Raw genomic sequence first — 23,384 nt, forward strand, 5'->3', positions numbered from 1 at the left:
ATGACACCTCTAAGCTTAACGATTGCAGGGCGTTACCACTGCCAGTTGAGGGTGGCGAACAGGCTGCGCCCGTCACCCAGGCTGCCATCAGGCCGATACCACACGTTGTCGCCCAGGTTGGCGAGGCGCAGTGCAGTATCAATCGCAGGGGTGATTTGCCAGGCAAGGTGTACGTCGTGCAGGCCATAGCCGGGCAGGTGTTCATCGTCGCCCTGCTTATCAAAGGATTGGGCAAAACGACCCTGCCAGCCGACCCGCACCGTGCTGTTATAAAGCGCAACCTCACCGCCCAGCGTCATTTCCAGGGGTGTTTGGCTGCCGAGGGCCTCGCCGCTATCGCGGTCTTTGCCGGATACTTCTGATAGACCGGCAAAGCTGGTGAGCATTGGGAAGGCGCTCGGCTGCCAAGTAAGACGTGCGTCATAGCCCCACAGCTGGGCCCGCTGCACGTTTACGGCCTGAGTCGTGCCTGCCATGATATCGACCTGAGTATCGATGAAGTCGTCGGCACGGGTGTCGAAGTAGCTGGCGCGCATTTGCCAATCGCCTTGGTGCCACACCACTCCGCTTTCCCAGGTGCGGCTGGTTTCAGGCGATAGGTTAGGGTTCGGTATCCAGTAGTTGTCGGGCGTACAGAAAGATGGCCCTGCACAGAACCCGGCAAAGTGACGCTCGTTAGCGTAAAGCTCGGAAAGGCTGGGCGCGCGGAAGGCTTCGGCGTAGCCTGTGAAGAGCATTAAGGCGTCGTCAGGTCGCCAGGCAAGGCGGAAGCGCGGCGACACTTGGTCGTGTACGCTATCAGCATCGTTTTGACCGCTAGCGTCATAGCGGTCGTAGCGAGCGCCTATGCCAACGTCAACCTGCCCCACGCCGCCCTCAGCCACATAGCGGCCAGCCGTAAGCGTGGTGTCGAGATAGGCTGACTGGGTATCGATATCAGCCTTGGGGAAACCATTCGCTTCACCGTCAGGCCGTTGGCGGGCTTGCTCTAACTCCGCGCCGAACACCAGCGTTTGTGAAAGCCAGCCATGGTCGATGCGGTGATAGCCGTCGCTCTGCAGGCCGACTCGCTCCAGGGTACGGCTTGCCTGTGGCTCGTCGATATCCTGTTGACTAAACGTCAGCTGTGAGGTGATATCGGTGTCACCGCTCGGCTGCCAGCGGTGGCCTAGCTGGACGTTGTTGCTCTCAACATCGCGATCGCGTAATGGGTTGCTAGCGCTGGTTGATAGCTGCTGCGGATTAGCGGGTTGGGTGGCGCGCTCATCATAATGCTGCCAACTAATAAACACCCGCTGGTCGTCGCTTGGCTCCCAGCCGCCTTTGAGCAGTAGGCTATTAAGCGTTGCCTCCTCTTCGGCGCTATCGCCACCAGCGCGGCGAATATCGCCGGATTCGCTGCGGCCCACAGAAAATAGCCCGTCCACTGGCCCGTTAGCCGTGTCACGGCGACCAAACGCCGTCAGGCTGCCACGTAGTTCGTCGCTGGCAGTTGCTCCGCCAAGGGAAAGACGTACCCCGCTATTTTCACCGGGGGCTAACAGGTCGCTGGCCTCCACGCTGGTAAAGCTGACCACACCGCCCATGGCGTTGCTGCCGTAGAGGCTAGACAGCGCTCCACGGGCAACCTGCACTTCTTGAATCAGCGCTGGGTCGAGGAAGAAATTACCCACATGACCCGTGGAAATATCCTGGCGGACGCCGTCTAGGCGCACCAGCACACCATTTCTTCCGAAGCCACGCATACTCAGCGTTTGGCCGTTACGGCGGCCTTGGCCAGCCACATGCAAGCCAGGCTGGCGGCTCAGTACGTCTTCAACGCGGCTCGCGGTGGCAAGCGTGGCATCTTGGCGGTCGATGATGTCGATCATCAGCGGTGCGCGGGAAAGATCCGTCGGTGCGCGTGTGCCTGTTACCGTCACGGGGGCTAAGTCCGTGTTATTAGCGTAGGCGGGCAGTAGAGGAAGTAAGCTAAGGCAAAGGCCTAACGTGTGCGTGGGTTTCATGGGCCAGACAGTTCCAACAGAAAGTGATGGAGAATGTTGCTGGCTGGGTGCGATGGGCTACCTGGCTGGCTAAAGGGGTAATAGGTAAGCGATTATTGCATAAGGCTTATGCTGTTAAGATCAGCTTGCCGCTTTTCGTACGGCGCAGCACATAGCGCCTCTGCTCATGATAAATTACCAGCTGACCGTCTTGATCAAGTAGCGCCTGACTGCTCACCTCGCGGGGTGCGCTAGGCGAGCCTTGCGAAGCGGTGAATTGTTTCCGGGGCTGCATGAGAGCATGTTTCCTATGTTAATGATAAGCGTTATCGTTAATCTAGCAGATTCGCCTACTTCTCTCAACCACTATGTATGGGTTCGTTAACAGTGCCCTCACCGTGGACAGGCAGTTGCGTGTCGACAAAAGGGTATAAAGCGGCCCCATAAAAAAAGGGGCACGAGGCCCCTTCTGCTTTAGTGCTGCCGGATGCTTAACCCATCTAAGGTAAAGCGACAGAGGTCGCTTGGGAGCTGTCTACCGCATCCGCCAGCATTTCGGCGGTGATGGCAGAAAGCGTCCAGCCCAGATGGCCGTGGCCGGTGTTGTAGAACACCGTCGGTAGTTTGCCGGGGCCGACTTTGGGCAGCATGTTGGGCATCATCGGGCGCAGGCCTGCCCAAGGCACTACCCGCTGGGTGCTAACACCCGGGAAGCACTCTTCTACCCAGCGAATGAGCGGCTGAATGCGGTCGTTACGAATGTCGCGGTTTGCGCCGTTAAATTCAGCGGTACCGGCGATGCGGAAGCGGTCGTCACCCAGGCGGCTGGTCACCAGCTTGGTTTCGTCATCCAGCAGGCTGACGGTGGGCGCTGCCTGCTGCGAGGCCTCATCATCCAACTGTACGGTGATGGAGTAGCCTTTTACCGGGTAAATGTTCACCCGGTCGCCTAGCTTGGCGGCAATGGCGCGGCTGCCTATGCCTGCGCATACCACAACGCTGTCAAAGCTTTGGCGGATGGTTTCATCATCCACAGCCGCCGTCACCCAGGCGCTATTTTCATCCGCCCCTAGGTCGGTGATCTGGTGACCGTAATTAAGCGTTACGCCGCGCTTTGCCGCCGCTTGGGCGAGGCCGTTGGTGTACTTATGGATGTCGCCCGTGGCGTCGCTCTCAGTGAAAAAGCCGCCGTAGTAGCTGCCCGCCAACGTAGGTTCAATAGCGCGCATCTCCTCTGGCGTCACGGCACGGCGCTCAAGCCCGCCTTTGCTAAGCAGTTGCGATACCTTGGCGGCGTGGTCGTAGCCCGCTTTATCACGGTAAATATGCAGAATGCCTTTCTGCTTCACATCGAAATCAATCTGCTCATCTTTTGCCCACTGAAAAAGGTGCTCGCGGGCAGCAATCGCGAGGCGGGTCGTTTCGGTAGTGTTATCGGCATAGCGAGGAATAGAGGCGATAAATTCAGCAAACCAGCTTAACTTATGCCAGCTCGGGCGAGGGTTGACCAGCAGCGGCGCGTCGTTTTTCAACATCCAACGCATGCCTTTAATCACTGTTGGCCAGTGGTTCCACACTTCCGCGTTCGAAGCCGATAGTTGCCCGCCGTTAGCAAAGGAGGTTTCCATCGCCGCGTAGCGGTGTTTTTCAAAAACGGTGACATCAAAGCCGCGTTTGGCGAGGGCGTAGGCGCTGGTAATACCGGTAATGCCACCGCCAATAACTGCAATGCGTTGCATGAGCTTCTCCACAGATTGTATGAGCGTCGGGCGATACCCCCAGCAGCGTGTTGGCTAGGCGTACCCCTTCCGTCATGGAACCTGAGAGATTCACGCATCAAGTGAAGCGCTTGCTCCTTCGGTGGGCTGAGTGACGCAGTCATCAACCGCTCTTCGGAACGTACTGGTAACGATGTTTGCTGTCGCGGTCCGTTGGCCTGAGAGTTTCCGGGGTCGTTGCTCCTTCGGCGCTGGTGTCGGGCACCAGACTCTCCCGCGATAGCAGAGTTAGACGTTTTAACGCGTTAAAGGTTTCATGGGAATAAGGCTAACGTCGTAGAGAGTGGGCAGCATTGCTTTGCCAGAGGGGGTATTTTGGTCGAAAATGCCCCAACCCTTATAGCGATGGACGAGACGCATGCAGGCAAACGGATTTTTTAGTGAAGCAGGACAAGTCATTGGTGATCTCATTCGCGCGGTCGTCGAGTTTTTACTGGCGATATTTACCAATTTCTTCGGCGCGCTTGAGGACTTTGTTGATGGGCTGAGCCGATCCCTGGGTGTCAACGCCTCATTTTTCAGTATTCTCGTGCTACTGATTGGGCTGTGGCTGTTGTGGCGCGGTGTCCGTGCGCTGTTGCGAGGCTCCTTGCTGGGCGCCATTGTGCGTATTGTGCTGGCGCTGATTATCCTGTCGTGGCTGATGGTGTAGCTACTCGGCCGCCTAGCCACGCTTGGGCAATGCCGCTGGCAAGCACAAGCGAGCACCCGGCCAGTTGAATCGACGTGAGTGCTTCACCAAACAGGCTCCAGCCAAAGATCACCACGGCCACCGGCTCGCAGTAGGCTAACGTACCGTATAGGGCGGTAGGCAGGCGGTTAATGGCCATCACCGCGCACAGCAGCGCTAAAAATCCTGGGACGAAGCCCGCCGCCAATAGCCACGGCCACTGCCAGGTAGCGGCGGTTAGGCCGTCGGGTTGCCATAGGGCAAACGGAAGGATCGCCAGCGCCCCCACCAACAGTTGCCAAAAGGCGCAAGTGCGGTCATCTAAGTGGCTGGGTAAGCGGCGGTTGGTAAGTATAAAGCCGCTGTAGGCTAGCATGGCGGCGAGGCCAAACCCCATCCCAATCACGTCTTGGCGGTCTTCTAGGTTAAGGCGGAACTCCTGCATCATGGCAAACCCAAACAGTGCCAAGCCGATTAACCCCACTTGTTGCGGCGTCAGGCGTTCGGCAAACAGCGTATGCGCTACCACAGCGGCAAAAATCGGCGCGAGATACACCATCAAAATAGCGTTAGCCATTTGGGTGTAGTTCATGGCCTGTACGTAAAATAGGATAAATGCGGCTAAGAACAGCCCGCTAAGCACTACGTGGCGCCCAGGCAGCGTTTTAAGCGTGGCATGACGTTTCGTCAGCATTAAGTAAATAAGTAAAAATACAGCCCCTAGGCCCAGGCGATAAAAGGTAATGCTTTCGGCACTTAGTTCGGTAATACGTGAGATTACGCCAATGGTCGCCATGCCCACGGCGGCGACAACGGCAAGCACTAAGCTCGACGGAGCGATAAGGGGAGAGGTGGCATTAGGCATGGGCGGTTTTATCATCCGTGACGTGTGTGTGAAAACATTTCATTAGCGCTTGATGTATTGTCATTTGCTTATTTGGTGCATTTTGACATCATTCGTACTCTTTTTGTGCAGAGAGAGTGCAATGAAAACCTATCTTGGCAAGATGCGAGGAGAGCCAACGCAGCGCCCGCGCGTCGGCTGGCAAGATGCCTGCTGGTCGTGGCTGGGCGCTTTTACAGGCATGGCTGTTATATGCTGGTTAAGTTCTGCTTGGCTCTCGCAGCAGTTATTGATCGTGGGCTCCTTTGGGGCAACATCGGTGTTGATTTATGCAGCACCTGAAAGCCCGTTCGCCCAGCCAAGTCATGTGCTATTTGGCAGTGTCTTGTCAGCGTTTATTGGGGTGGGTTGCTACCAGCTGTTAGGCGCGACGCCTATCTCAATGGCACTAGCGGTATCGCTTTCCATACTGGTTATGCAACTGACTCACACCGTGCACCCGCCTGGGGCTGCTGCCGCGCTGATCGCGGTCGCCGGTGGGGCGAGTGTTCACAAGCTGGGTTGGTGGTATCCGCTAATCCCCATTGGCGCAGGGTGCATCGTAATGCTGGTAGTGGCGATTTTGGTGAACAATTTAGCGCGCCATCGTCGTTACCCGCGCTATTGGTAACGATATAGCTGCTCTTCAATAGCGAAAACGTGCGCATCTTCTGTTTCTAACTCGCGTAACGCTTGGGCTAAATTCAGTAAATAGGCTTTATTCGAGCCGCTCGGGCCGTGTGCGTGGGCAATTTGATAGGCGATGTCCTTCAGCGGCGCATCGCCTAAAAAGGCGGGGTTGTCTGCAGTCGCTAAGTAAATTAGCCCCTCGGTTTGAGTCCTACCTTCCGGCCTCTTTTCACGTTCTCCTTGAAACGTGAGTGGCACTTTTTCTCGCAAATAGCCGTTTTTCTCACGCACATCCAGCGGTGCTAGCACGTCCGGCGTAATGCGGTACGCCATGCCATGGCATAAGGCTCCTTGGTCGCGAATGAGCGTTGCGACCCGGCCCGGTGCTTCCAGCGTACCACGGTGGTCGTGGGAGCCTTGCCAAAAACGCCGCGCCCAGCCGGTGATATAGGCGGGTCTGCGTTCCAAATACTCGAAATCGGCCTTCCAGATTAGCGAGCCATAACCAAAAAGCCAGATATCGGTATGGCCGTCGAAGAAGTTTCTTTGCTGGTTTAACGCAGTGGTATCAAGCAACATAAGCGATCTACATTTGTGACCAAAGTGGCTGCACGCGCATGGCGTTAACGGTGGTTCATCATCCGGGTTATACAATTGATTTACCAGCCAATCACCCCTTTCCGATGGAAAAATTTCGGGTGCTTAGACAGCTACTAGGTGAGCAGTCGTTAGCGTGCCCCATTGCGTGGCTGACGCCTGAGCCTGCACCCATCAATACCCTTGCCCGGGTGCACTCCCGTGATTATCTGACTGCTTTTTTGCAGGGCCGTTTAGAGCGTGCTGCCGAGCGGCGCAGTGGGTTTGCATGGTCGGAGGAGCTGGTGGAGCGTGTGCGGCTAGAAACCGGCGGCACGCTGCTCACCCTTGAAGCGGCACTGGCCACTGGGCTTGCCTGCAATTCGGCAGGCGGCACGCATCACGCTCATGCAGATGCCGCCAGCGGTTATTGCCTGATTAATGATCTTGCCGTGGCTGCTGCCCATGCCCTGGCGCTGGGCTGGGTAGAGCGGGTGTTGATCGTGGACTGTGATGTTCATCAAGGCGATGGCACCGCGCGACTGTTTGCCAACGAGCCCGGTGTGTTCACCTTTTCCATGCATGCGGCGCGCAATTTCCCCGCCCGCAAAGCAAAAAGCGACCTGGATATCGCCCTGCCTAACGGCATGGATGACGGTGGCTACCTCACGGAACTTGCTTCGTGGCTGCCGGGGATATTAGCCGCCTACCAGCCAGATGTGGTGCTGTACGACGCGGGCGTCGATGTCCACCAAGATGATCGTCTGGGCTATTTAGCGTTAAGCAATCAGGGGCTGTATGCCCGCGACTATTATGTGCTTCGCTGCTGCCGCGATGCTGACACTCCCGTGGCGGCGGTGATTGGCGGCGGCTACGACCGAGATATTCTCGCCCTGGCAGGCCGCCATGCCCAGTTGCATCGCGCGGCAGCGGATGTGTTGACGATGAACGCTTGAATTCAGCTGTAATAGGAAACCTAATGCGCGCTATTTTTCTTGTCGATAACGGCTCCAAACGGCCTCAGGCCACCCATAACTTACGTCGGGTGGCGGCAGCGTTGAGTGAGCAGCTAGGGGAAACCGTTCACGCGGCCTCGCTGCTGCACTCCAATAAGATTCCTGCTGAAGAGGTCGACGGCATTCCCGCCATCACCCTAGGCCCGGCAGCCGAACGCAGCGCCGAGGCGGGGGCTACTGAAATTATCGTGCTGCCGTTTTTCTTCGGGCCTAGCAAAGCGCTCACCGGCTATCTGCCGGAGCGTATGGCTGCGCTACAGGCACGTTTTCCTAACGTGACGGTGCGGGTGGCTCAGCCGCTGGTGGATGAGCTGGGGAATAACGACCTGCGCTTGGTGCAGCTGTTGGCCGATAACGTACGTGCGCAACTACCTGCAAAAGGCGCGGCGAAGGTCGCACTGGTAGATCACGGCAGCCCGATTCCTGACGTGACGGCTGTACGTAACCGCTTAGCGGGGCAACTAAGCGTGCTACTGGCCGATGAGGTGAGCTGTGTGGCGGCAGCGTCCATGGAGCGCCGAAAGGGTGACGAGTACCGCTTTAACGAGCCGCTGTTGGAGCATTTGCTGGATACCCCCGAGTTCAGCAGCGGGGACGTGGTGCTGGCGATGCTGTTTCTCTCGCCTGGTCGGCATGCGGGCGAAGGCGGCGATATCGCCGAAATTTGCGCCGCCGCTGAGCAGCGCCACCCCCGTTTGCGTGTGACGACCACCGCACTGGTTGGCGAGCATGCGGGCATCGTCGAGATACTGCACGCGCGACTGCAACAAGCGCTTGATGGTGAACGCTTTCTACTCGAACTCCCTGTGCTACATCACGATGCTAGGGAGGCGGAAGGTGTAACGCCGCCCAAAGGCGCGTAGAATCGCGGGCCTTTGAACGCGCAATTACACTGTTAACCAGGGCTCACATCTTGATCGCAACCGCCAATATCACCATGCAGTTTGGGGCTAAGCCCCTGTTTGAAAATGTTTCCGTCAAATTTAATAACGGCAATCGCTACGGTTTGATTGGCGCCAATGGTTGCGGTAAATCCACCTTTATGAAAATTCTCGGTGGCGAGCTTGAACCCTCTTCCGGGCAGGTGATGCTGGATAGCAGCACCCGGCTGGGTAAACTGCGCCAGGATCAGTTCGCCTACGAGAACGAGCGGGTGATTGACACCGTGATCATGGGCAACGCCGAGCTGTGGAAAGTGGCCGCCGAGCGCGAGCGTATCTATTCGCTGCCCGAAATGAGCGAAGAAGACGGCATGGCCGTGGCTGACTTGGAAGTACGCTTTGCCGAGCTTGACGGCTACACCGCTGAGTCTCGCGCCGGAGAGCTGTTGTTGGGGCTAGGTATTCCCATTGAACAGCATACCGGCCCGATGAGTGAAGTGGCCCCCGGCTGGAAGCTGCGGGTGCTACTGGCCCAGGCGCTGTTTTCTGATCCAGACGTGCTGCTGCTTGACGAGCCCACCAACCACCTGGATATCAATACGATTCGCTGGCTGGAAGACATCCTCAAAGCGCGCAGTAGCACCATGGTGATTATTTCCCACGATCGCCACTTCCTGAACAGCGTGTGTACGCACATGGCGGATCTGGATTACGGCGAAATTACCCTGTTCCCCGGCAACTACGATGACTACATGACAGCCGCCACTGCGGCTCGCGAGCGTCAGCATTCGGATAACGCCAAAAAGAAAGCGCAAATTGCCGAACTTCAGCAGTTCGTCAGCCGCTTCTCGGCCAATGCGTCCAAAGCCAAACAGGCCACTTCACGGGCGCGCCAGATCGATAAAATCAAGCTGGAAGATATCAAGCCTTCGAGCCGGGTTAGCCCGTTTATCCGCTTTGAGCAGAATAAAAAGATTCATCGCAATGCCGTGAATGTAGATGCCATTACCAAAGGCTACGATGATGAGAAACCGCTTTTTGAGCGTTTCTCGATGACGGTGGAAGCGGGTGAGCGTATTGCGATTATCGGCCCCAACGGCATTGGCAAAACCACCCTGCTGAAAACCCTAGCGGGCGATTTGCACCCCGATGCCGGTGAGGTGAAGTGGACCGATGCCGCTGAAGTTGGCATGTTTGGCCAAGACCACACCGATGACTTTCCGGTTGATGCCACGCTCTTTGAGTGGATGAGCCAATGGACTAAAGGCGGCGAGCAAATAGTGCGCGGTGCACTGGGGCGGATGCTGTTCTCCAGCGATGACATTGGTAAATCGGTGAAGGTGATTTCCGGCGGCGAGCAGGGGCGCATGCTGTTTGGCAAGTTAACGCTCACCAACCCCAACGTGCTGCTAATGGATGAGCCAACCAACCATTTGGATATGGAATCGATTGAGGCGCTGAACTTAGCGTTAGAGAACTACCCTGGCACGCTGATGTTCGTTAGCCACGATCGAGAGTTTGTCTCAAGCCTGGCCACCCGCATTATCGATATGCAACCGGACGGCATTGTTGATTTCAGCGGTAGCTACGATGACTATCTGCGTAGCCAAGGCGTCGTATAAGTTAGCCAATGATTTGGGCGTAAGTCGACTCGCTGGCTGGTTTCCGGTCAGCGTCTAACATGTCACCGCTGAACGTCTCGTTCATCTCTTTGGCGAGCTCTACATAAACGTGCATCTGCTGATTGCGGCGTTTACGTAGCGGCGGCTTCACCAGCAGGCTAACGCCACGAATTGGCTCATGGCTCTCTCCACGGAGTAAGTCGGGCATCTCGCCAGGCGGAAAGGCGTTGGCGACGGTGATCGGGTTAGACGCCTGCTGCCCATCAATCAAAAACACTTTTTTGATGGCGTCAAAGCGGGCGTTCTTGCTCCGTAACCACTCGGTTAAGCGCTCATCGGTCGTGTCATCAGGCTGAGAAAAAATGACAAACAGCGAGTGCTGCGTTACTTTTTTGGTCTGTTTTGGCGTTGGCGGTGTTTCCGGTGCCTGCGCTGGCTCGATCGGTGATGGTTTTAGCGCCATAGGGGCTGCCGCCGCTGCTTTCTCTTTTGCACGACGACGTCTTGGTAAAACGATATATACGAAAATGGCTGTTGCCAGCATGCCTAAAATCAGCGAGGCAAATGCAAGTAAAACAGGAAGAGACGTGTCGTTCATTCGTTTGAACCCTATTGGTTGGCGCCTAGGCCTTATTGAGTCTTAAAATGGATGTGTTAAGCGCTAACGCAAGCGCTACCCAGAGCCAATAAGGCACCATCAACCCTGCGGCTAGTGCGCTTACGTTAACAAACAATCCTATTGTTAGCGTAATTAAACCCAGCAGTAGAACAATATCGACCAACGCTGCATCAATTTGCTTACGGCCAAAGAATAACCACGACCATGCCGCATTAGCCACCAGTTGCAGGCCATACACAATAAAGCCCGCCGTACGAAGCGGCGACGCATCGGCCATGTAAACCCGCCAAGCGGCGATCGCCATCAATAGATATAGAATGCCCCAAGCGATGGGAAAGGCCAAATCTGGCGGTGTCCAGCGGGGTTTACGTAGCTCGCGGTACCAGTTATCGGGGCGAAAGCGTGCACCGGTGGTGGCTGTAATGCCTACCAGCAGCAACGATATCAATAATGCTAACAGCGAACTTAGCATGCTTCATCCTAATGTTAAAACGAAAGAATCAACAGCCTAGCAGCGTTTTAATGCTTTTTGTCATAAATGGGATGGAATAAAAAAAGCACCACCGAAGTGATGCTTATCTTTGTAACTCTTAGCGCTTTAATCGTCGTTTAATTGATACGATCGTAGCCGTTATTCATAAAAGGGTAGTCGGTGTAGCCTTTTTCGTCACCACCATAGAAGGTTTCAGGGTTTGGCTGAGTCAGTGGTGCGTTAACCCGAAAGCGTTCAGCTAAGTCAGGGTTGGCGATATAGGGGCGACCAAAGGCCACGGCATCGGTGGTGTTTTCACCAATGCGTGCTTCAGCGTGCTCAGCGTCGTAGTTGCCGCAGTAAATCAGGCTGCCGTTAAAGCGTTCACGCATTTGCTTACGAAAGCCATCAGGGAAAGTGATATCGCCACCGGCCCAGTTGGGTTCGTTCAGGTGCAGGTAGGCAAGGCCACGCTTGGAGAGTTGCTCTGCCATGTAGAAGGCCATGGCTTCCGGCTCGTCGTCGGTTAAGCCAAAGAGTTCAATAAACGGTGTCATACGAATGCCAACGCGGTCGGCACCGAAAACCTCAACCACTGCATCGACGACTTCTAGCGGGAAACGGGCGCGATTTTCCAGCGAGCCACCATACTGGTCGGTACGCTTATTGGTGCCGGTGGCTAAAAACTGGTTCAGCAGGTAGGCGTTAGCCGCGTGGACTTCCACCATGTCAAAGCCTGCGCGTTTGGCACGAATGGCGGCTTGGCGGTAGTCATCGACAAGGCCGGGGATCTCATCGGTTTCCAGCGCTCGGGGCGTGCTGGTGGGGTGCTGGCCTGCGGTGCCATCTTCAAACTCGACAAAGCACTGGGCGCCTTCGCCTTTCAGCGCGCTAGGCGCGACCGGCTGTTGTCCATCAGGTTGCACCATCTCATGGGATACACGGCCCACGTGCCACAGCTGAAGCGCAATTCGGCCACCCTTGGCATGCACGGCATTCACCACACCTTTCCAGCCCGCTTCCTGCTCATCGGTCCAGATGCCAGGGGTATAGACGTAGCCACGGGCAGTGGGGGAGATATTAGTGGCTTCGCTGATAATCAGCCCCGCCCCTGTGCGCTGGCCGTAATAGGCTTCTTGCATTGTGCCCGGCACGCTGTCGGGTGTGCGTGAGCGGGTGAGCGGCGCCATGATCACGCGGTTTGGGATCGATAAACTGCCAAGCTGGAGAGGGGAAAACAGCGTTTCATACGCCATAGGGCAAACTCCTTTTACATCGTGTTTTGTATGAGCATGGTGCAAAGTTAATTAGAGTAGACCAGTTTACTACAAAATACTAAGGGCTGTCATGAGCGTAATGGAGAACACCGCTTAGCAGGGCATGCTAGTTGCATTTTCAGTTTGCAAAATTTCTAGATAAATAGCCTGTTTGATTGATGCGTATCAATTAGGTGGATTTAGCTAACAGACAATGAAGCGTAAAATAGTGCTTTGCATATACATACCACCTGCCATGCGCTTAAGCGCCGAGAGCTACTATGTTGAGAATGACAATCAAAAAACGCCTGACATTAATGGTTATCGTAATGCTAGTGCTGATGTTGATCATTGGTGCGTTGGGCTTTAGCGGGATGGTCTCTTCTAACCGCGCAGTGGATACTATCTACCAAGAGAATCTGCGTGATACGCAGCGCATTGCTCAGCTCAATGAACACTCTAAAGATATGATTATGGAGCTGTCGCTCGCGGGTCAGCACGACCCGATGCTGGCTGTCAGCGCGCTTCACGACCACTCCGTACAGATGCACATGGACAATATTGTCCAAAATATCTCGCAGATCGACACTATCTGGCATGCCTTCTCTGCCAACGAGATGTCTGCCGAAGTAGAGTCATTATCAGCGCGTTTTCGCGAAAGTTATCAGCAGCTGTTAGTGACGGTAGCCCCCACGATGCCACTCTACTCATTGGGTAACTACGACGAAGCCAATGAGATGGCGTTTACTCAGGCGTTGCCAGCATACCGCCAGATGAATGCCGTCTTACATGAGTTGATTGAGCAAGAAGAGCGTGAAGCGCAGGCGGGTTATGAAAACGCTGTGGCTCGGGCGGGCTTAATGAGGAACTTAATGTTGGGTGCATTAATGGTCGCCGTTGTGCTGGCGGGCATACTTAGCTGGCTGCTTATTCAGCGCATCCTGCAGCCGCTTGCCCAAGCCCGCCAACATTTCCATGCTATGGCCGAAGGTGACCTGACTCAGACAATTCGTCACTCCCAGCGTGATGAAATTGGCGATATGCTCAGTGAGCTAGGGGATATGCAGGGCAAACTGCAGGGGTTGATTGGCAGTATCCAGGCGTCAGCGGGTGCCATTTCTAGCGCTTCAGGGCAAATTTCTGCAGGCAATATCGACCTTTCCCAGCGTACCGAGCAGCAGGCTTCAAGCCTTCAGGAAACCGCTGCCAGTATGGAGCAGGTGGCCGCGACGGTAAAAAATAATACTCAGCATACCGGCGAAGCCAATGCGCTTGCCCATACGGCCAGCCGTTCGGCGAGCTACGGCGGCGAAAAAGTCAAAGAAGCTGTCAATAAAATGGATGAACTCAACAGCAGTTCGGAAAAAATTAGCGGTATCGTCTCGCTAATCGACGGTATTGCGTTCCAAACCAATATTCTTGCTTTAAATGCGTCGGTTGAAGCCGCTCGTGCGGGGGAGCAAGGGCGCGGTTTTGCCGTGGTAGCGCAAGAAGTTAGGAGCTTGGCGCAGCGTAGTGCCGATGCAGCTAAACAGATTCAGACCCTGATTGCCGAGAACAACCAAGTGGTTGAACAGGGAAGTGGTCTGGTGAAAGCCGTTGGCGACTCTATGTCACAAATCGTAGTGAACATTGGCAAAGTGTCGGATCTTATGGAAGATGTTAGCCGTGCCTCCGACGAGCAGACATCCGCCATTGATCAAATGAGCATTGCGATTAACCAGATGGATGATGTCACTCAGCAAAACGCATCACTGGTTGAGCAAACCGCGACGGCATCGGCCTCGCTGGAAGAGCAGGCCAGTGACCTGGCTAGCGCGGTTGCCTTCTTCAAAGTGGTTGAGGGTCAGCCGTCTCTCTCTGCTCCACAGAACCTTGCTTCTCCGCAAGAAAAGCACGCGCGCTTTGCCGCCACGCCTTCGCCCACTCAGAATAAGCCCGTAAGAAAAGCCAAGGCCACCGTCGATGAGTGGGAAGAGTTCTAGCACGTTGCCGCTAGCGCCGTTGCCATGGCCAGCGGCGCTTAACGGGCGTATCGATTTGTCCTATAGCGCTGGTTAGCGGAAGCATAATAGCGCTGAGCTGGCGGTGACAGGCGGCGCTACTCATCACGCCGGGGCACTGCTTAAGAAGCAATTCGCACTGCTGGGAGGCGATAAAGAGCTGCTCGACGATCTCAGGCGTGAACAGTGGCTTGGCCTGCTGGCAGCAGCGGGTTAGCTCTCGGGAAAGCATGGAAAGCATGCTGGTATCTAGCCAGCAGGGCAGCGGATCTTCCAGCCGTCCGGCAATCGAGTGCTGAACGGCTTCAAACGATGTGCGTAAAAACAGCAGGGTTTGACGAAGCTGGCGCTGTTCACTGGTCATGTGACGTCCCTTTACCTCAACGGCTCTTTTTAACCAAGATGATGGTTAAAAAGGAGATTGTTTCTCATTTGCATCTGTAGGGAAGATAGCTTTCCTCAATCTCGGTGTCAATCTCAGGCTATGAGCGCATAGGCGTATCGCTTGCCTGATAAAGTTGCCAATCGTTGTTGGTAAGCGGCTTGGCACCCTGTTCTGTCACCACGACCGTATCGCTCAAGCCAACGCCCCACTGGCCAGGTACCCGCAGGCAGAGCGGTAGATGAAACACCATATTGGTTTCAAAGGTGCGCGCCTGGCCTTTGGCAATGTAGCCCGTCCCCTCTACCCAGCTTGGCGGGAACTGAGCGCCCACGGCGTAGCCAAACACCCCAGAGAAAAATAGCTGGTCGCGGGTTGGAGCTAGCAGGCCATCCGCCGCCTTCGCGGCATCATCAAAGCTGTTGCCTGGCTTCATATGACTGCACAGTGACTCGAATAGCGAGCGGCACAGGTCGCGGGTAGCGGTTAACTCGGTATTAGGCTTTCCTGTTACCGCTGTGCGCATCATTGGGGCGGTATAGCGTTGGTAAGCGGCCCCGAATTCTAAAAATACCGGTTCATTGGGCTGTATGACGCGGCGCTTATGGTTAACGTGAATCACGCCGATGCGTTGCCCGCTGGTCACGATAGGCTGCAAACTCATGAACTCGCTGCCGTTCTCTAGCAGCGCTTTAGCGCCGATGGCGGCAATATCGTTATCAGTCATGCCAGGGCGAATAGCGGCTATCGCAGCCTCTAAACCTGCCGCAGTGATTCGTGCACTTTCGCTGAGCATCTCAAGTTCGGCGCTACTTTTAACAATACGAATCGTATCGAGCAGGTCACCTGCTTCACAGAAGCGCTCTTTACCCACTGAGCGGGCCAGCGCGTCCATCACGCCCACTCGCAAACCGCTGCTCCAGCCATCGATGCCAATGTGCTTGCAAGGGATTAACAGGTCGGCCAGCGGCGTGATGATTTCATCTAGATTTTCCCATCGGTAACCAATGATTTCATCAACACGGGCAGTGACCACTGCCGCCCCTGTTTCAATAGATGCCACCTGCAACACCAACTGTGTAGGTGTGCACACTAAGCAGGCGTGTACCGATACCTCAAAGGTGTGATAGCCGGTTAAGTAGTTTATGTCGGCAGGGTCGGTGAGCAGTAGAGCATCCAGCCCGCGATGTGTCATTGCGTGGCGCACTTTGTTGAGGCGCGTTTGGTATTCGGCAGGCGCAAAGGGCAATTCACTTTGGGCGAGCGTCTCGGCAAGGGCGGTACGGTAGTGTTGATAGTCCATAGCGGTCTCCGGTGGGGCTATGGTGAGTATAGGCAGCTGCTAGCGTTACGCCGCGGCCATTATCAACGCAAGCAATAGCAGTTAGTTGTGCCTCAATCGTGCTCTGTAATAAGACGTAGATAGTTCGCACAAAATCTCGCCCTCAATAGGGGAGATGCATCAAACGTGTGGTGGCTATTTCCAGTGGAATGGTCATGTGCTTTATATTCGCGTGTTGCTTTTTTAATAACATTTATTTTATGTGAAAAGGTGTTATTCGCCTCTGCAAGCCCATTGGCTCCTGTTGCTTGCGCATTTGTACATCGGTCTATATGATCAGATTGGTTAAAATAATCAACAAAAGGAAGGTGGCAAATGCAACCTCAAGCGTCTTCTGGTCATGTGGCGTCTTACTACGCGGCATCGTCAAACTCCACGTCTCAAAGGCCCATGCTGGAGGGAGATGTTGAGTGTGATGTCTGCGTCGTCGGGGCTGGGTTTACGGGTATCTCTGCAGCACTACATTTGGCGGAGCGTGGTCATCGAGTAGTGGTGCTGGAAAGCGTGGCGATTGGCTTTGGGGCGTCCGGGCGCAACGGTGGGCAGATTGTTAATAGCTATAGCCGTGATATGGATGTTATCGAGAAACAAAACGGCGCTGAAACCGCTCGGGCACTGGGTGCGATGGCATTTGAGGGTAACCAGATTATCCGTCAGCGCATTGAAAAGTATCAGATCGACTGCGACCTAAAAGAAGGCAATTTGTTTGCCGCTTGTAACAAGAAGCAGTGGGAAGGCTTAAAGGAGCAAAAAGCCTTATGGGAGCGCTACGGCCATCAGAAACTTGAGCTGCTGGAAGGTGAAGAGGTCAAACGAGAAATAGGCAGCGATCGTTATGTGGGGGCGTTGGTGGATCACTCTGGTGGGCATCTGCATCCTCTCAATTTGGTGCTGGGGCAGGCAGCGGCATTGGAGTCGTTAGGTGGCAAGATTTTTGAGCACTCCCCCGTGACACGTGTAGAGCACGGTGAGCCGGTGACACTGCATACCCCCAAGGGACGCGTGATCGCTCAACGGGTTGTTATGGCTGGCAATGCCTATTTGCAAGGGTTGTTACCCAAGCTGGAAAGTAAAGCGATGCCGTGCGGCACCCAGATCATTACCACTGAGCCGTTGTCTGCAGAGTTAGCTGCACGATTGCTACCTAACGATAAAGCGGTAGAGGATTGTAATTATCTCTTGGATTACTATCGCCTGACCGCCGATAACCGCTTGTTGTATGGCGGCGGGGTGAACTATGGCGGCCAGGAGTCCGCTAGTATTGAGGCAGCTATTCGACCGAAAATGCTGGCTACCTTCCCAGAGCTTGGCGATGTCCGCGTCGATTACGCCTGGAGCGGTAACTTTTTACTGACACTCAACCGCCTGCCGCAGTTTGGCCGCATTAATAGCAACGTTTACTACGCTCAAGGGTACTCCGGCCACGGGGTAACGTGTTCTCATTTGGCTGGCAAGTTAGTGGCAGAAACGATTAGCGGTGAAGAGACGCGTTTTGAAGCTTTTGCCCAGATTTCCCACCTGCCAATGCCCGGCGGACGGTTGTTACGTGTTCCACTTTCCGCAATGGGAGCGTGGTTCTACGCCATGCGTGACCGGCTGGCTATTTAGCGCCGATTAGTTTGATGATTGCTTGGAAGCGGGCTGGCGAATACGTTCGTCGGCCCGTTTTTATTTGCCACGGATGCTCACGGATAACACGGCATAAAAAGCTAGTAGAAGGACGGGGGTAGCAGCATAAGACAGGCAGAAGAAATAAGAGAGACGCCGAGCAGCGCCTCTCTCTGTTCTATTGGTGGTTTATCAGCTTATACGTGTCGCAGGTACCAGTCATACTCCATGGCGCTAACTTCTCGCATGGTTTCGGCGCGCTCTGCTTGGCGGTTGGCAATGAACACTTCAATAAAGTCTTCGCCAAGTTGCTCGCCAAGTACACGGTTGTTGTTCAATAGGTGCAGCGCTTGGGTCCAGCTGTTAGTTAGCTGAGGTGCGATTTGGTCATAGGCGTTGCCGACGATTGGCTCAGCGGGTGCAATCTGTTGAGTTAGGCCATGGTGAATAGAGGCCAGCACGGTGGCCAGTAACAGGTAGGGGTTAACATCGGCACCCGCCACTCGGTGCTCTATGCGCCGCGCTTCTTTCGGCCCGGCGGGGACGCGTATTGCCACAGAGCGGTTGTCGTATCCCCAGGTAGGTGCCATGGGCACATAGAGTCCTTCCTGAAAACGGCGGAACGAATTGAGGTTGGGAGCCAGCAGTGCCATAGAGTCTGGCATCAGCTCCAACAGTCCTCCTACGGCGTGTTGCAGTGCGGCGCTCTCCAGCGGGTCGTCGCCGTTTTCGGCAAAGATATTATGTCCGTTGCTATCTACCAAGCTGACGTGAACATGGGTGCCGCTACCGGCTTCTAGGCCGTAAGGCTTGGCCATAAAGGTAGCTTCAAAGCCGTGCTTTAATGCAACCCCCTTGATCAGTCGCTTGAGCAGTACCGAGTGGTCGCAGGCGCTTAACGCATCATCTGTGTGAATCAGATTGGCTTCAAACTGGCCGGGTGCGCACTCTTTCAATACCGTATCCAGCGGCAAGCCTTGCGCCTGGGCGGCACTCTGCAAGTCATTGATAAATTCAGCGTACTCGTCTAGCTCCAGCACCGAATACAGCTGACTTTGAGTGGCGCGCTCACCGCTGCAAGGCGATTGCGGTGGCTGAATCAAGTTTTCTTCGTCGCGTAAACGATCAACCAGATAAAACTCTAGTTCAAGGGCGACAACGGGGGTTAAGCCTCGGTCGGAGAACTGTTCAAGAATGCGCCGCAGAATCTGGCGAGGGTCGGCAAAAAATGGCGAGCCATCCATCTCCTCCATGGTCATCAATAGCTGGCCATACTGGCTGTTATTCATCCAGGTGACCGGGTTGAGCGTGCCGGGAATGGCGCGACATACGCGGTCGCCGTCGCCGCTGGAAAGCCCCAGGCCGGTCTCTTCAACGGTGTTGCCATTGATGTCCAACGCAAATACCGAAGCAGGCAAATAGATGCCTTTTTCAAACACTTTGCCAAGGTTATCGCTAGGGATGCGTTTACCACGAATGACGCCGTTAAGATCACTGATTAACAGGTCAATGCTGGTGATCTCTGGGTGGTTGTCAAGAAAGTCCGCGGCTACGTTTTGAGCGTCTGTGTTATTGGCAGAGGACATACGTTGTACCTTATTTTTATGCCGTTTTAGTTGTGTTTCTGCTAACAGTATCCTTGCTTCGCTAGCCGTTCGTGTCAAATATTTAATAACAAAAATAGTGGTGCTTTTTTGGGGAGATAATGCTTCTATTTTTTAATTTCTTTATTATCAATTGGTTAATGCGTATTTTTATAAAAATTCTATTTTGCTATTGGAAAATAAAACAAGCCACGCTATGTTGAGGTGACTGTTGAATAAAACATAACAACTGACAAAGTGGTTTGATTATGCAAGCAACGCATTCCCCACGCCCACTGGTGGGTGTTATCGCCTGCTGCCGAGAAGTGGAAGGCCATCCTGCGCAGATAGTGACCGATAAATTCCTGCAGGCGCTTTACCACTACGGTATCACGCCGGTGATTCTTCCTGTGTTAGCCGCCGATACGTTGACGCCCGAGCAGCGTGTGGAGCAGGCCATTGCTCTGTTGGGCAGCCTGGATGGTTTGCTGCTAACCGGCAGTTATACCAACGTCACTCCTGACCGATATGGTGCTGAACGCGCCCCAGAGAATACTCGTGCAGACGCACAGCGCGATGAAGCGGCACTTTGCTGGGTGCACGAGGCGTTACGTCAGGCGTTACCTCTGTTTGGCATTTGTCGCGGTTTTCAGGAAATGAATGTCGCCTTTGGAGGCACCCTTCATCAGGCAGTTCAAACGCTGCCAGGCATGCTCGATCATCGTGAGCCGCCTGCTGACGACATGGCGGGCCATTATGCACCCTCTCATACGGTAAAGATTCGCCCGGATGGTGCCCTGGCGGCGCTCTATAGCAGTGATCATGCTGAGGTGAATTCACTTCACCAGCAGGGGATAGATCAGTTAGCACCAGCGCTGGATGCAGAAGCCTGGGCGCCTGATGGATTAGTTGAAGCGATTTCGGTGCGTAATGCGGCTGCGTTCGCCTTGGCTGTGCAGTGGCATCCGGAGTGGCGCCCTAAAGAACATCCTTTCTATGACGCACTGTTTCAGGGGTTTGCGGCGGCCTGCCGTCAGCATCGTACCCAACGCGCCGCCCAGCTTGCTGCTAGCTGAACGCTTGTTGCAACGACTTGAATAGGAACTGACCTATGCAGACCCAGGACTATCAGGCGTTGGATCGCCAGCATCACCTTCATCCATTTACTGACTTTAAATCACTTGGCGAAGAGGGGAGCCGCATCATCACCCACGCCGATGGGGTATACATTTACGACAGCCAGGGCAATCGTATTCTTGATGGCATGGCGGGTCTTTGGTGCGTCAATCTCGGTTACGGGCGTCAGGAGTTGGTTGATGCCGCCACCGAGCAGATGCAGCAGCTGCCGTATTACAACAACTTCTTTAAAACCACACACCCACCGGCAGTGAAGCTGGCCGCCAAGCTGAGTGAGCTGGCACCCGAACATATCAATCATGTGTTCTTCACGGGGTCTGGATCTGAAGCCAACGATACCGTACTGCGCATGGTACGACGCTATTGGGCGATTAAAGGCAAGCCGGAAAAGCAGTGGGTCATCTCGCGTGAAAATGGTTATCACGGCTCTACTGTCGCGGGCATGAGCCTGGGTGGTATGGCACCGATGCATGATCAAGGCGGGCCGTGTGTGCCGGGGATTAGCCATATTTGCCAGCCTTACTGGTTTGGTGAAGGGCGCGATATGAGCCAGGAAGCCTTTGGCAAGCAGTGTGCCCAAGCGTTGGAAGCGCAAATTCTGGCGTTGGGTGAAGATAAAGTAGCGGCTTTTATCGCTGAGCCGGTGCAGGGCGCAGGTGGTGCGATTATTCCACCGGAAAGCTATTGGCCCGCGGTGAAAGAAGTGTTGGCTAAGTACGACATTTTGTTGGTTGCCGATGAGGTCATTTGCGGTTTCGGGCGTTTGGGCGAGTGGTTTGGCAGTACGCACTATGGGTTGAAACCTGACCTGATGCCGATTGCCAAGGGGCTGTCGTCGGGCTATCTGCCCATTGGCGCGGTGCTGGTGGGAGATCGCATGGCCGATACGCTGATTGAAGACGGCGGTGAGTTCTTCCATGGCTTTACTTACTCTGGTCACCCGGTCTGTGCGGCTGTTGCGCTTAAAAACCTCGAATTGCTGGAAAGTGAACGGGTAGTCGAGAAAGTCCGCGATGAATTGGGGCCCTATCTAGCTAAGCGTTGGCAGGAACTGGCTGAGCATCCGCTGGTGGGTGAAGCCCGTTCGTTGGGCTTGATTGGGGCGCTAGAACTCGTCGCCGACAAGAACACCGGTGAACGCTTCGATAAGTCTCTTTCCGCTGGCAATTTATGTCGTGATTTGTGCTTTGAAAGTGGTCTGGTGATGCGCTCGGTTGGCGACACCATGGTGATGTCTCCGCCGCTAATTATCACCCGCGATGAAATTGATGAATTGGTCAACAAGGCGCGCTTGGCGCTGGATAAAACCGCTGAAAAGCTGGCGATAACACACCCCATGGAGAGTGCATAATGGCGGCAGATACACCGAAAACCCTAGCCGACTGGCAATCAAAAGCAGCGTCACTGAGCTTTGAAACGCGCGCTTTTATTAATGGTGAGTTTGTTACTGCCGCCAATGGCAGCACACTGACTAGCATCAATCCTGCTACCGGCAATGTGCTTGCCGAGGTGGCCAGCTGCGATGCGCAAGATGCAGAGCGCGCAACGCAAGCGGCCCGGGCAACCTTTGAAAGTGGTGTCTGGTCACGTTGTCACCCGAGCAAACGTAAGCGAGTACTGCTGCGCCTAGCTGATTTGGTAGAGACACACCGCGATGAATTAGCGCTACTGGATACGTTGGACATGGGTAAGCCGATTTCCAGCGCGCTAGGTGATTTGGCCGGCACCGTTGCCTGCCTGCGCTATCAGGCGGAATGTATCGACAAGCTTTACGGTGAAGTGGCACCCACTGGCGATCGTGCGTTGGGACTGGTATTGCGCGAACCAATGGGCGTTATCGCTGCCATTGTGCCGTGGAATTTCCCACTAATGATGACGTCGTGGAAGATTGCCCCGGCACTGGCGGCGGGCAACAGCGTCATTCTCAAGCCGTCTGAAAAATCACCTTTGTCAGCGCTGCGCTTGGCACACCTTGCCCAGGAAGCGGGTATTCCCGATGGTGTTTTTCAGGTGCTGCCAGGTTACGGCCATACGGTGGGCAAGGCGCTGGCGCTTTCCATGCAGGTCGATGGTCTGGCGTTTACCGGCTCCACTGGCGTGGGTAAACAGCTGATGCAGTACGCGGGACAATCCAACTTGAAACGCGTGTTTCTGGAGTGTGGCGGCAAAAGCCCCAACATCGTTTTCGCCGACTGCCAGCACCTTGATGCCGTCGCCCAAAGCGCTGCGGAAGCTATTTTCCACAACCAAGGCGAAGTCTGTATTGCTGGTTCGCGTCTGCTGGTGGAAAACAGTATTCGCAAAGATTTTGTGGCCCGCGTGGTGAAAGCGGCTGAGCATATGCAGCCTGGAGACCCGCTCGATCCAGCTAGTTTCATGGGCGCTATGGTGGATGAAGCGCAGTACCAACGCGTACTGGAGTATATCCGCCGAGGTGAGAGCGAAGGTGCCACGTTGGCGCTGGGGGGGGAAGCCAGCAATTCCAATGGGTATTTCCTATCGCCTACGGTCTTCGATGATGTGACGCCTGAGATGCGCATTGGCCGTGAAGAAATATTTGGCCCTGTGCTGAGTGTGTTTGGGTTCGACAGCGAAGAACAGGCAATTTCGCTGGCCAATGACAGCGACTACGGCCTTGCTGCGGGAGTTTGGAGCCACGATATTGATCGCATTATGCGGGTATCACGACGTCTACAATCCGGCCAAGTATATGTGAATAACTGGGCGGGTATCGATCAGACAGTGCCTTTTGGCGGCGTGAAACAATCAGGCAATGGGCGCGATAAATCGCTTCATGCGCAGGAGAAATACTGTGAAGTGAAGACGGTGTGGATGTCGCTTAGCCCTTAAAAAACGCCTGTTTGTGACAATCGCAATACGTTAATTAATTACCACAACGGATTTTTATTCAAAGCGCCAGGCGCCGCTGTAACAGCAGCGG

At 54.8% G+C, this 23,384-nt stretch carries 21 protein-coding genes and 2 riboswitches; of the genes, 10 read left to right on the forward strand and 11 right to left on the reverse strand.

What is annotated here, in order from left to right; all coding sequences use genetic code 11:
• Nucleotides 1-32: 32 nt before the first annotated feature.
• From LOS15_RS16270 to LOS15_RS16280, 3 genes are all read right to left on the reverse strand, one after another.
• Nucleotides 33-2,006 (reverse strand): TonB-dependent receptor domain-containing protein, encoded by a 1,974-nt coding sequence (locus LOS15_RS16270; RefSeq protein WP_263067095.1) that lies wholly within the window; start codon nt 2,004-2,006, stop codon nt 33-35.
• A gap of 106 nt (nt 2,007-2,112) precedes the next feature.
• A complete protein-coding gene (gene hemP / locus LOS15_RS16275) occupies nt 2,113-2,280 on the reverse strand; it encodes a hemin uptake protein HemP (protein WP_263067097.1) in 168 nt (55 codons plus the stop codon).
• A 205-nt stretch (nt 2,281-2,485) separates the two neighbouring features.
• Nucleotides 2,486-3,724 (reverse strand): D-amino acid dehydrogenase, encoded by a 1,239-nt coding sequence (locus tag LOS15_RS16280; RefSeq protein ID WP_263067099.1) that lies wholly within the window; start codon nt 3,722-3,724, stop codon nt 2,486-2,488.
• A 59-nt stretch (nt 3,725-3,783) separates the two neighbouring features.
• Nucleotides 3,784-3,891: riboswitch (glycine riboswitch) on the reverse strand.
• Nucleotides 3,892-3,899: 8 nt separating this feature from the next.
• A riboswitch (glycine riboswitch) is annotated at nt 3,900-3,990 on the reverse strand.
• A gap of 131 nt (nt 3,991-4,121) precedes the next feature.
• On the opposite strand from LOS15_RS16280, the gene LOS15_RS16285 reads away from it, so the two are divergent.
• On the forward strand, nt 4,122-4,415 hold the full coding sequence (locus LOS15_RS16285; protein WP_263067101.1) for a hypothetical protein: 294 nt from the start codon (nt 4,122-4,124) through the stop codon (nt 4,413-4,415).
• On the opposite strand, the gene LOS15_RS16290 is transcribed toward LOS15_RS16285, so the two are convergent.
• Complete coding sequence (locus LOS15_RS16290; protein WP_263067102.1) at nt 4,390-5,298, reverse strand: DMT family transporter; 909 nt, start codon at nt 5,296-5,298, stop codon at nt 4,390-4,392. The genes LOS15_RS16285 and LOS15_RS16290 overlap by 26 nt on opposite strands.
• Before the next feature lie 121 nt (nt 5,299-5,419).
• Here LOS15_RS16290 and LOS15_RS16295 point away from each other — a divergent pair, with 121 nt between their 5' ends.
• Nucleotides 5,420-5,947 carry an HPP family protein gene (locus LOS15_RS16295; protein WP_263067103.1) on the forward strand — a complete coding sequence of 176 codons (528 nt, stop codon included), beginning with the start codon at nt 5,420-5,422 and terminating at the stop codon, nt 5,945-5,947.
• On the opposite strand, the gene LOS15_RS16300 is transcribed toward LOS15_RS16295, so the two are convergent.
• Complete coding sequence (locus LOS15_RS16300) at nt 5,938-6,525, reverse strand: gamma-glutamylcyclotransferase (protein WP_263067104.1); 588 nt, start codon at nt 6,523-6,525, stop codon at nt 5,938-5,940. The genes LOS15_RS16295 and LOS15_RS16300 overlap by 10 nt on opposite strands.
• Before the next feature lie 38 nt (nt 6,526-6,563).
• On the opposite strand from LOS15_RS16300, the gene LOS15_RS16305 reads away from it, so the two are divergent.
• The 3 genes from LOS15_RS16305 to LOS15_RS16315 are packed head-to-tail and all read left to right on the forward strand — an operon-like array spanning nt 6,564 to nt 10,041.
• Complete coding sequence (locus LOS15_RS16305) at nt 6,564-7,478, forward strand: histone deacetylase (RefSeq protein ID WP_263067105.1); 915 nt, start codon at nt 6,564-6,566, stop codon at nt 7,476-7,478.
• Between the two features lie 23 nt (nt 7,479-7,501).
• Nucleotides 7,502-8,401 carry a sirohydrochlorin chelatase gene (locus LOS15_RS16310; RefSeq protein WP_263067106.1) on the forward strand — a complete coding sequence of 300 codons (900 nt, stop codon included), beginning with the start codon at nt 7,502-7,504 and terminating at the stop codon, nt 8,399-8,401.
• 50 nt (nt 8,402-8,451) lie between these two features.
• The gene (locus LOS15_RS16315; protein ID WP_263067107.1) at nt 8,452-10,041 is read left to right on the forward strand and encodes an ABC-F family ATPase; all 1,590 of its coding nucleotides are present in this window, start codon (nt 8,452-8,454) and stop codon (nt 10,039-10,041) included.
• Nucleotide 10,042: 1 nt separating this feature from the next.
• Here LOS15_RS16315 and LOS15_RS16320 read toward each other — a convergent pair whose 3' ends face one another.
• From LOS15_RS16320 to LOS15_RS16330, 3 genes are all read right to left on the reverse strand, one after another.
• Nucleotides 10,043-10,639 carry a cell division protein ZipA C-terminal FtsZ-binding domain-containing protein gene (locus LOS15_RS16320; protein ID WP_263067108.1) on the reverse strand — a complete coding sequence of 199 codons (597 nt, stop codon included), beginning with the start codon at nt 10,637-10,639 and terminating at the stop codon, nt 10,043-10,045.
• Nucleotides 10,640-10,664: 25 nt separating this feature from the next.
• Nucleotides 10,665-11,132 (reverse strand): TspO/MBR family protein, encoded by a 468-nt coding sequence (locus LOS15_RS16325; protein ID WP_263067109.1) that lies wholly within the window; start codon nt 11,130-11,132, stop codon nt 10,665-10,667.
• A 137-nt stretch (nt 11,133-11,269) separates the two neighbouring features.
• Nucleotides 11,270-12,388: an alkene reductase gene (locus LOS15_RS16330; RefSeq protein ID WP_263067110.1), complete on the reverse strand. Its 1,119-nt coding sequence runs from the start codon at nt 12,386-12,388 to the stop codon at nt 11,270-11,272.
• Between the two features lie 281 nt (nt 12,389-12,669).
• Here LOS15_RS16330 and LOS15_RS16335 point away from each other — a divergent pair, with 281 nt between their 5' ends.
• Complete coding sequence (locus LOS15_RS16335; protein WP_263067111.1) at nt 12,670-14,373, forward strand: methyl-accepting chemotaxis protein; 1,704 nt, start codon at nt 12,670-12,672, stop codon at nt 14,371-14,373.
• A 10-nt stretch (nt 14,374-14,383) separates the two neighbouring features.
• On the opposite strand, the gene LOS15_RS16340 is transcribed toward LOS15_RS16335, so the two are convergent.
• Complete coding sequence (locus tag LOS15_RS16340) at nt 14,384-14,755, reverse strand: hypothetical protein (RefSeq protein WP_263067112.1); 372 nt, start codon at nt 14,753-14,755, stop codon at nt 14,384-14,386.
• 118 nt (nt 14,756-14,873) lie between these two features.
• Entirely contained in the window at nt 14,874-16,076 is a 1,203-nt protein-coding gene (locus tag LOS15_RS16345) for a M24 family metallopeptidase (protein WP_263067113.1), read from the reverse strand.
• 354 nt (nt 16,077-16,430) lie between these two features.
• Between LOS15_RS16345 and LOS15_RS16350 the strand changes: the two genes are divergently transcribed.
• Complete coding sequence (locus LOS15_RS16350; protein ID WP_263067114.1) at nt 16,431-17,723, forward strand: NAD(P)/FAD-dependent oxidoreductase; 1,293 nt, start codon at nt 16,431-16,433, stop codon at nt 17,721-17,723.
• A 197-nt stretch (nt 17,724-17,920) separates the two neighbouring features.
• Here the strand turns inward: LOS15_RS16350 and LOS15_RS16355 are convergent, their stop codons facing one another.
• Nucleotides 17,921-19,309, reverse strand: a complete 1,389-nt coding sequence (locus LOS15_RS16355; protein WP_263067115.1) for a glutamine synthetase family protein — start codon at nt 19,307-19,309, stop codon at nt 17,921-17,923.
• Nucleotides 19,310-19,575: 266 nt separating this feature from the next.
• Between LOS15_RS16355 and LOS15_RS16360 the strand changes: the two genes are divergently transcribed.
• From LOS15_RS16360 to LOS15_RS16370, 3 genes are read left to right on the forward strand one after another with little or no spacing between them, the layout of a single operon-like run.
• On the forward strand, nt 19,576-20,382 hold the full coding sequence (locus tag LOS15_RS16360; protein WP_263067116.1) for a gamma-glutamyl-gamma-aminobutyrate hydrolase family protein: 807 nt from the start codon (nt 19,576-19,578) through the stop codon (nt 20,380-20,382).
• Between the two features lie 35 nt (nt 20,383-20,417).
• Nucleotides 20,418-21,794 carry an aspartate aminotransferase family protein gene (locus LOS15_RS16365; protein WP_263067117.1) on the forward strand — a complete coding sequence of 459 codons (1,377 nt, stop codon included), beginning with the start codon at nt 20,418-20,420 and terminating at the stop codon, nt 21,792-21,794.
• Entirely contained in the window at nt 21,794-23,293 is a 1,500-nt protein-coding gene (locus LOS15_RS16370; protein ID WP_263067118.1) for an aldehyde dehydrogenase, read from the forward strand. The genes LOS15_RS16365 and LOS15_RS16370 overlap by 1 nt, the downstream gene beginning before the upstream one ends.
• The last annotated feature ends 91 nt before the right edge of the window (nt 23,294-23,384 follow it).

This window comes from Halomonas sp. 7T (assembly GCF_025643255.1).
Lineage (GTDB): Bacteria > Pseudomonadota > Gammaproteobacteria > Pseudomonadales > Halomonadaceae > Vreelandella.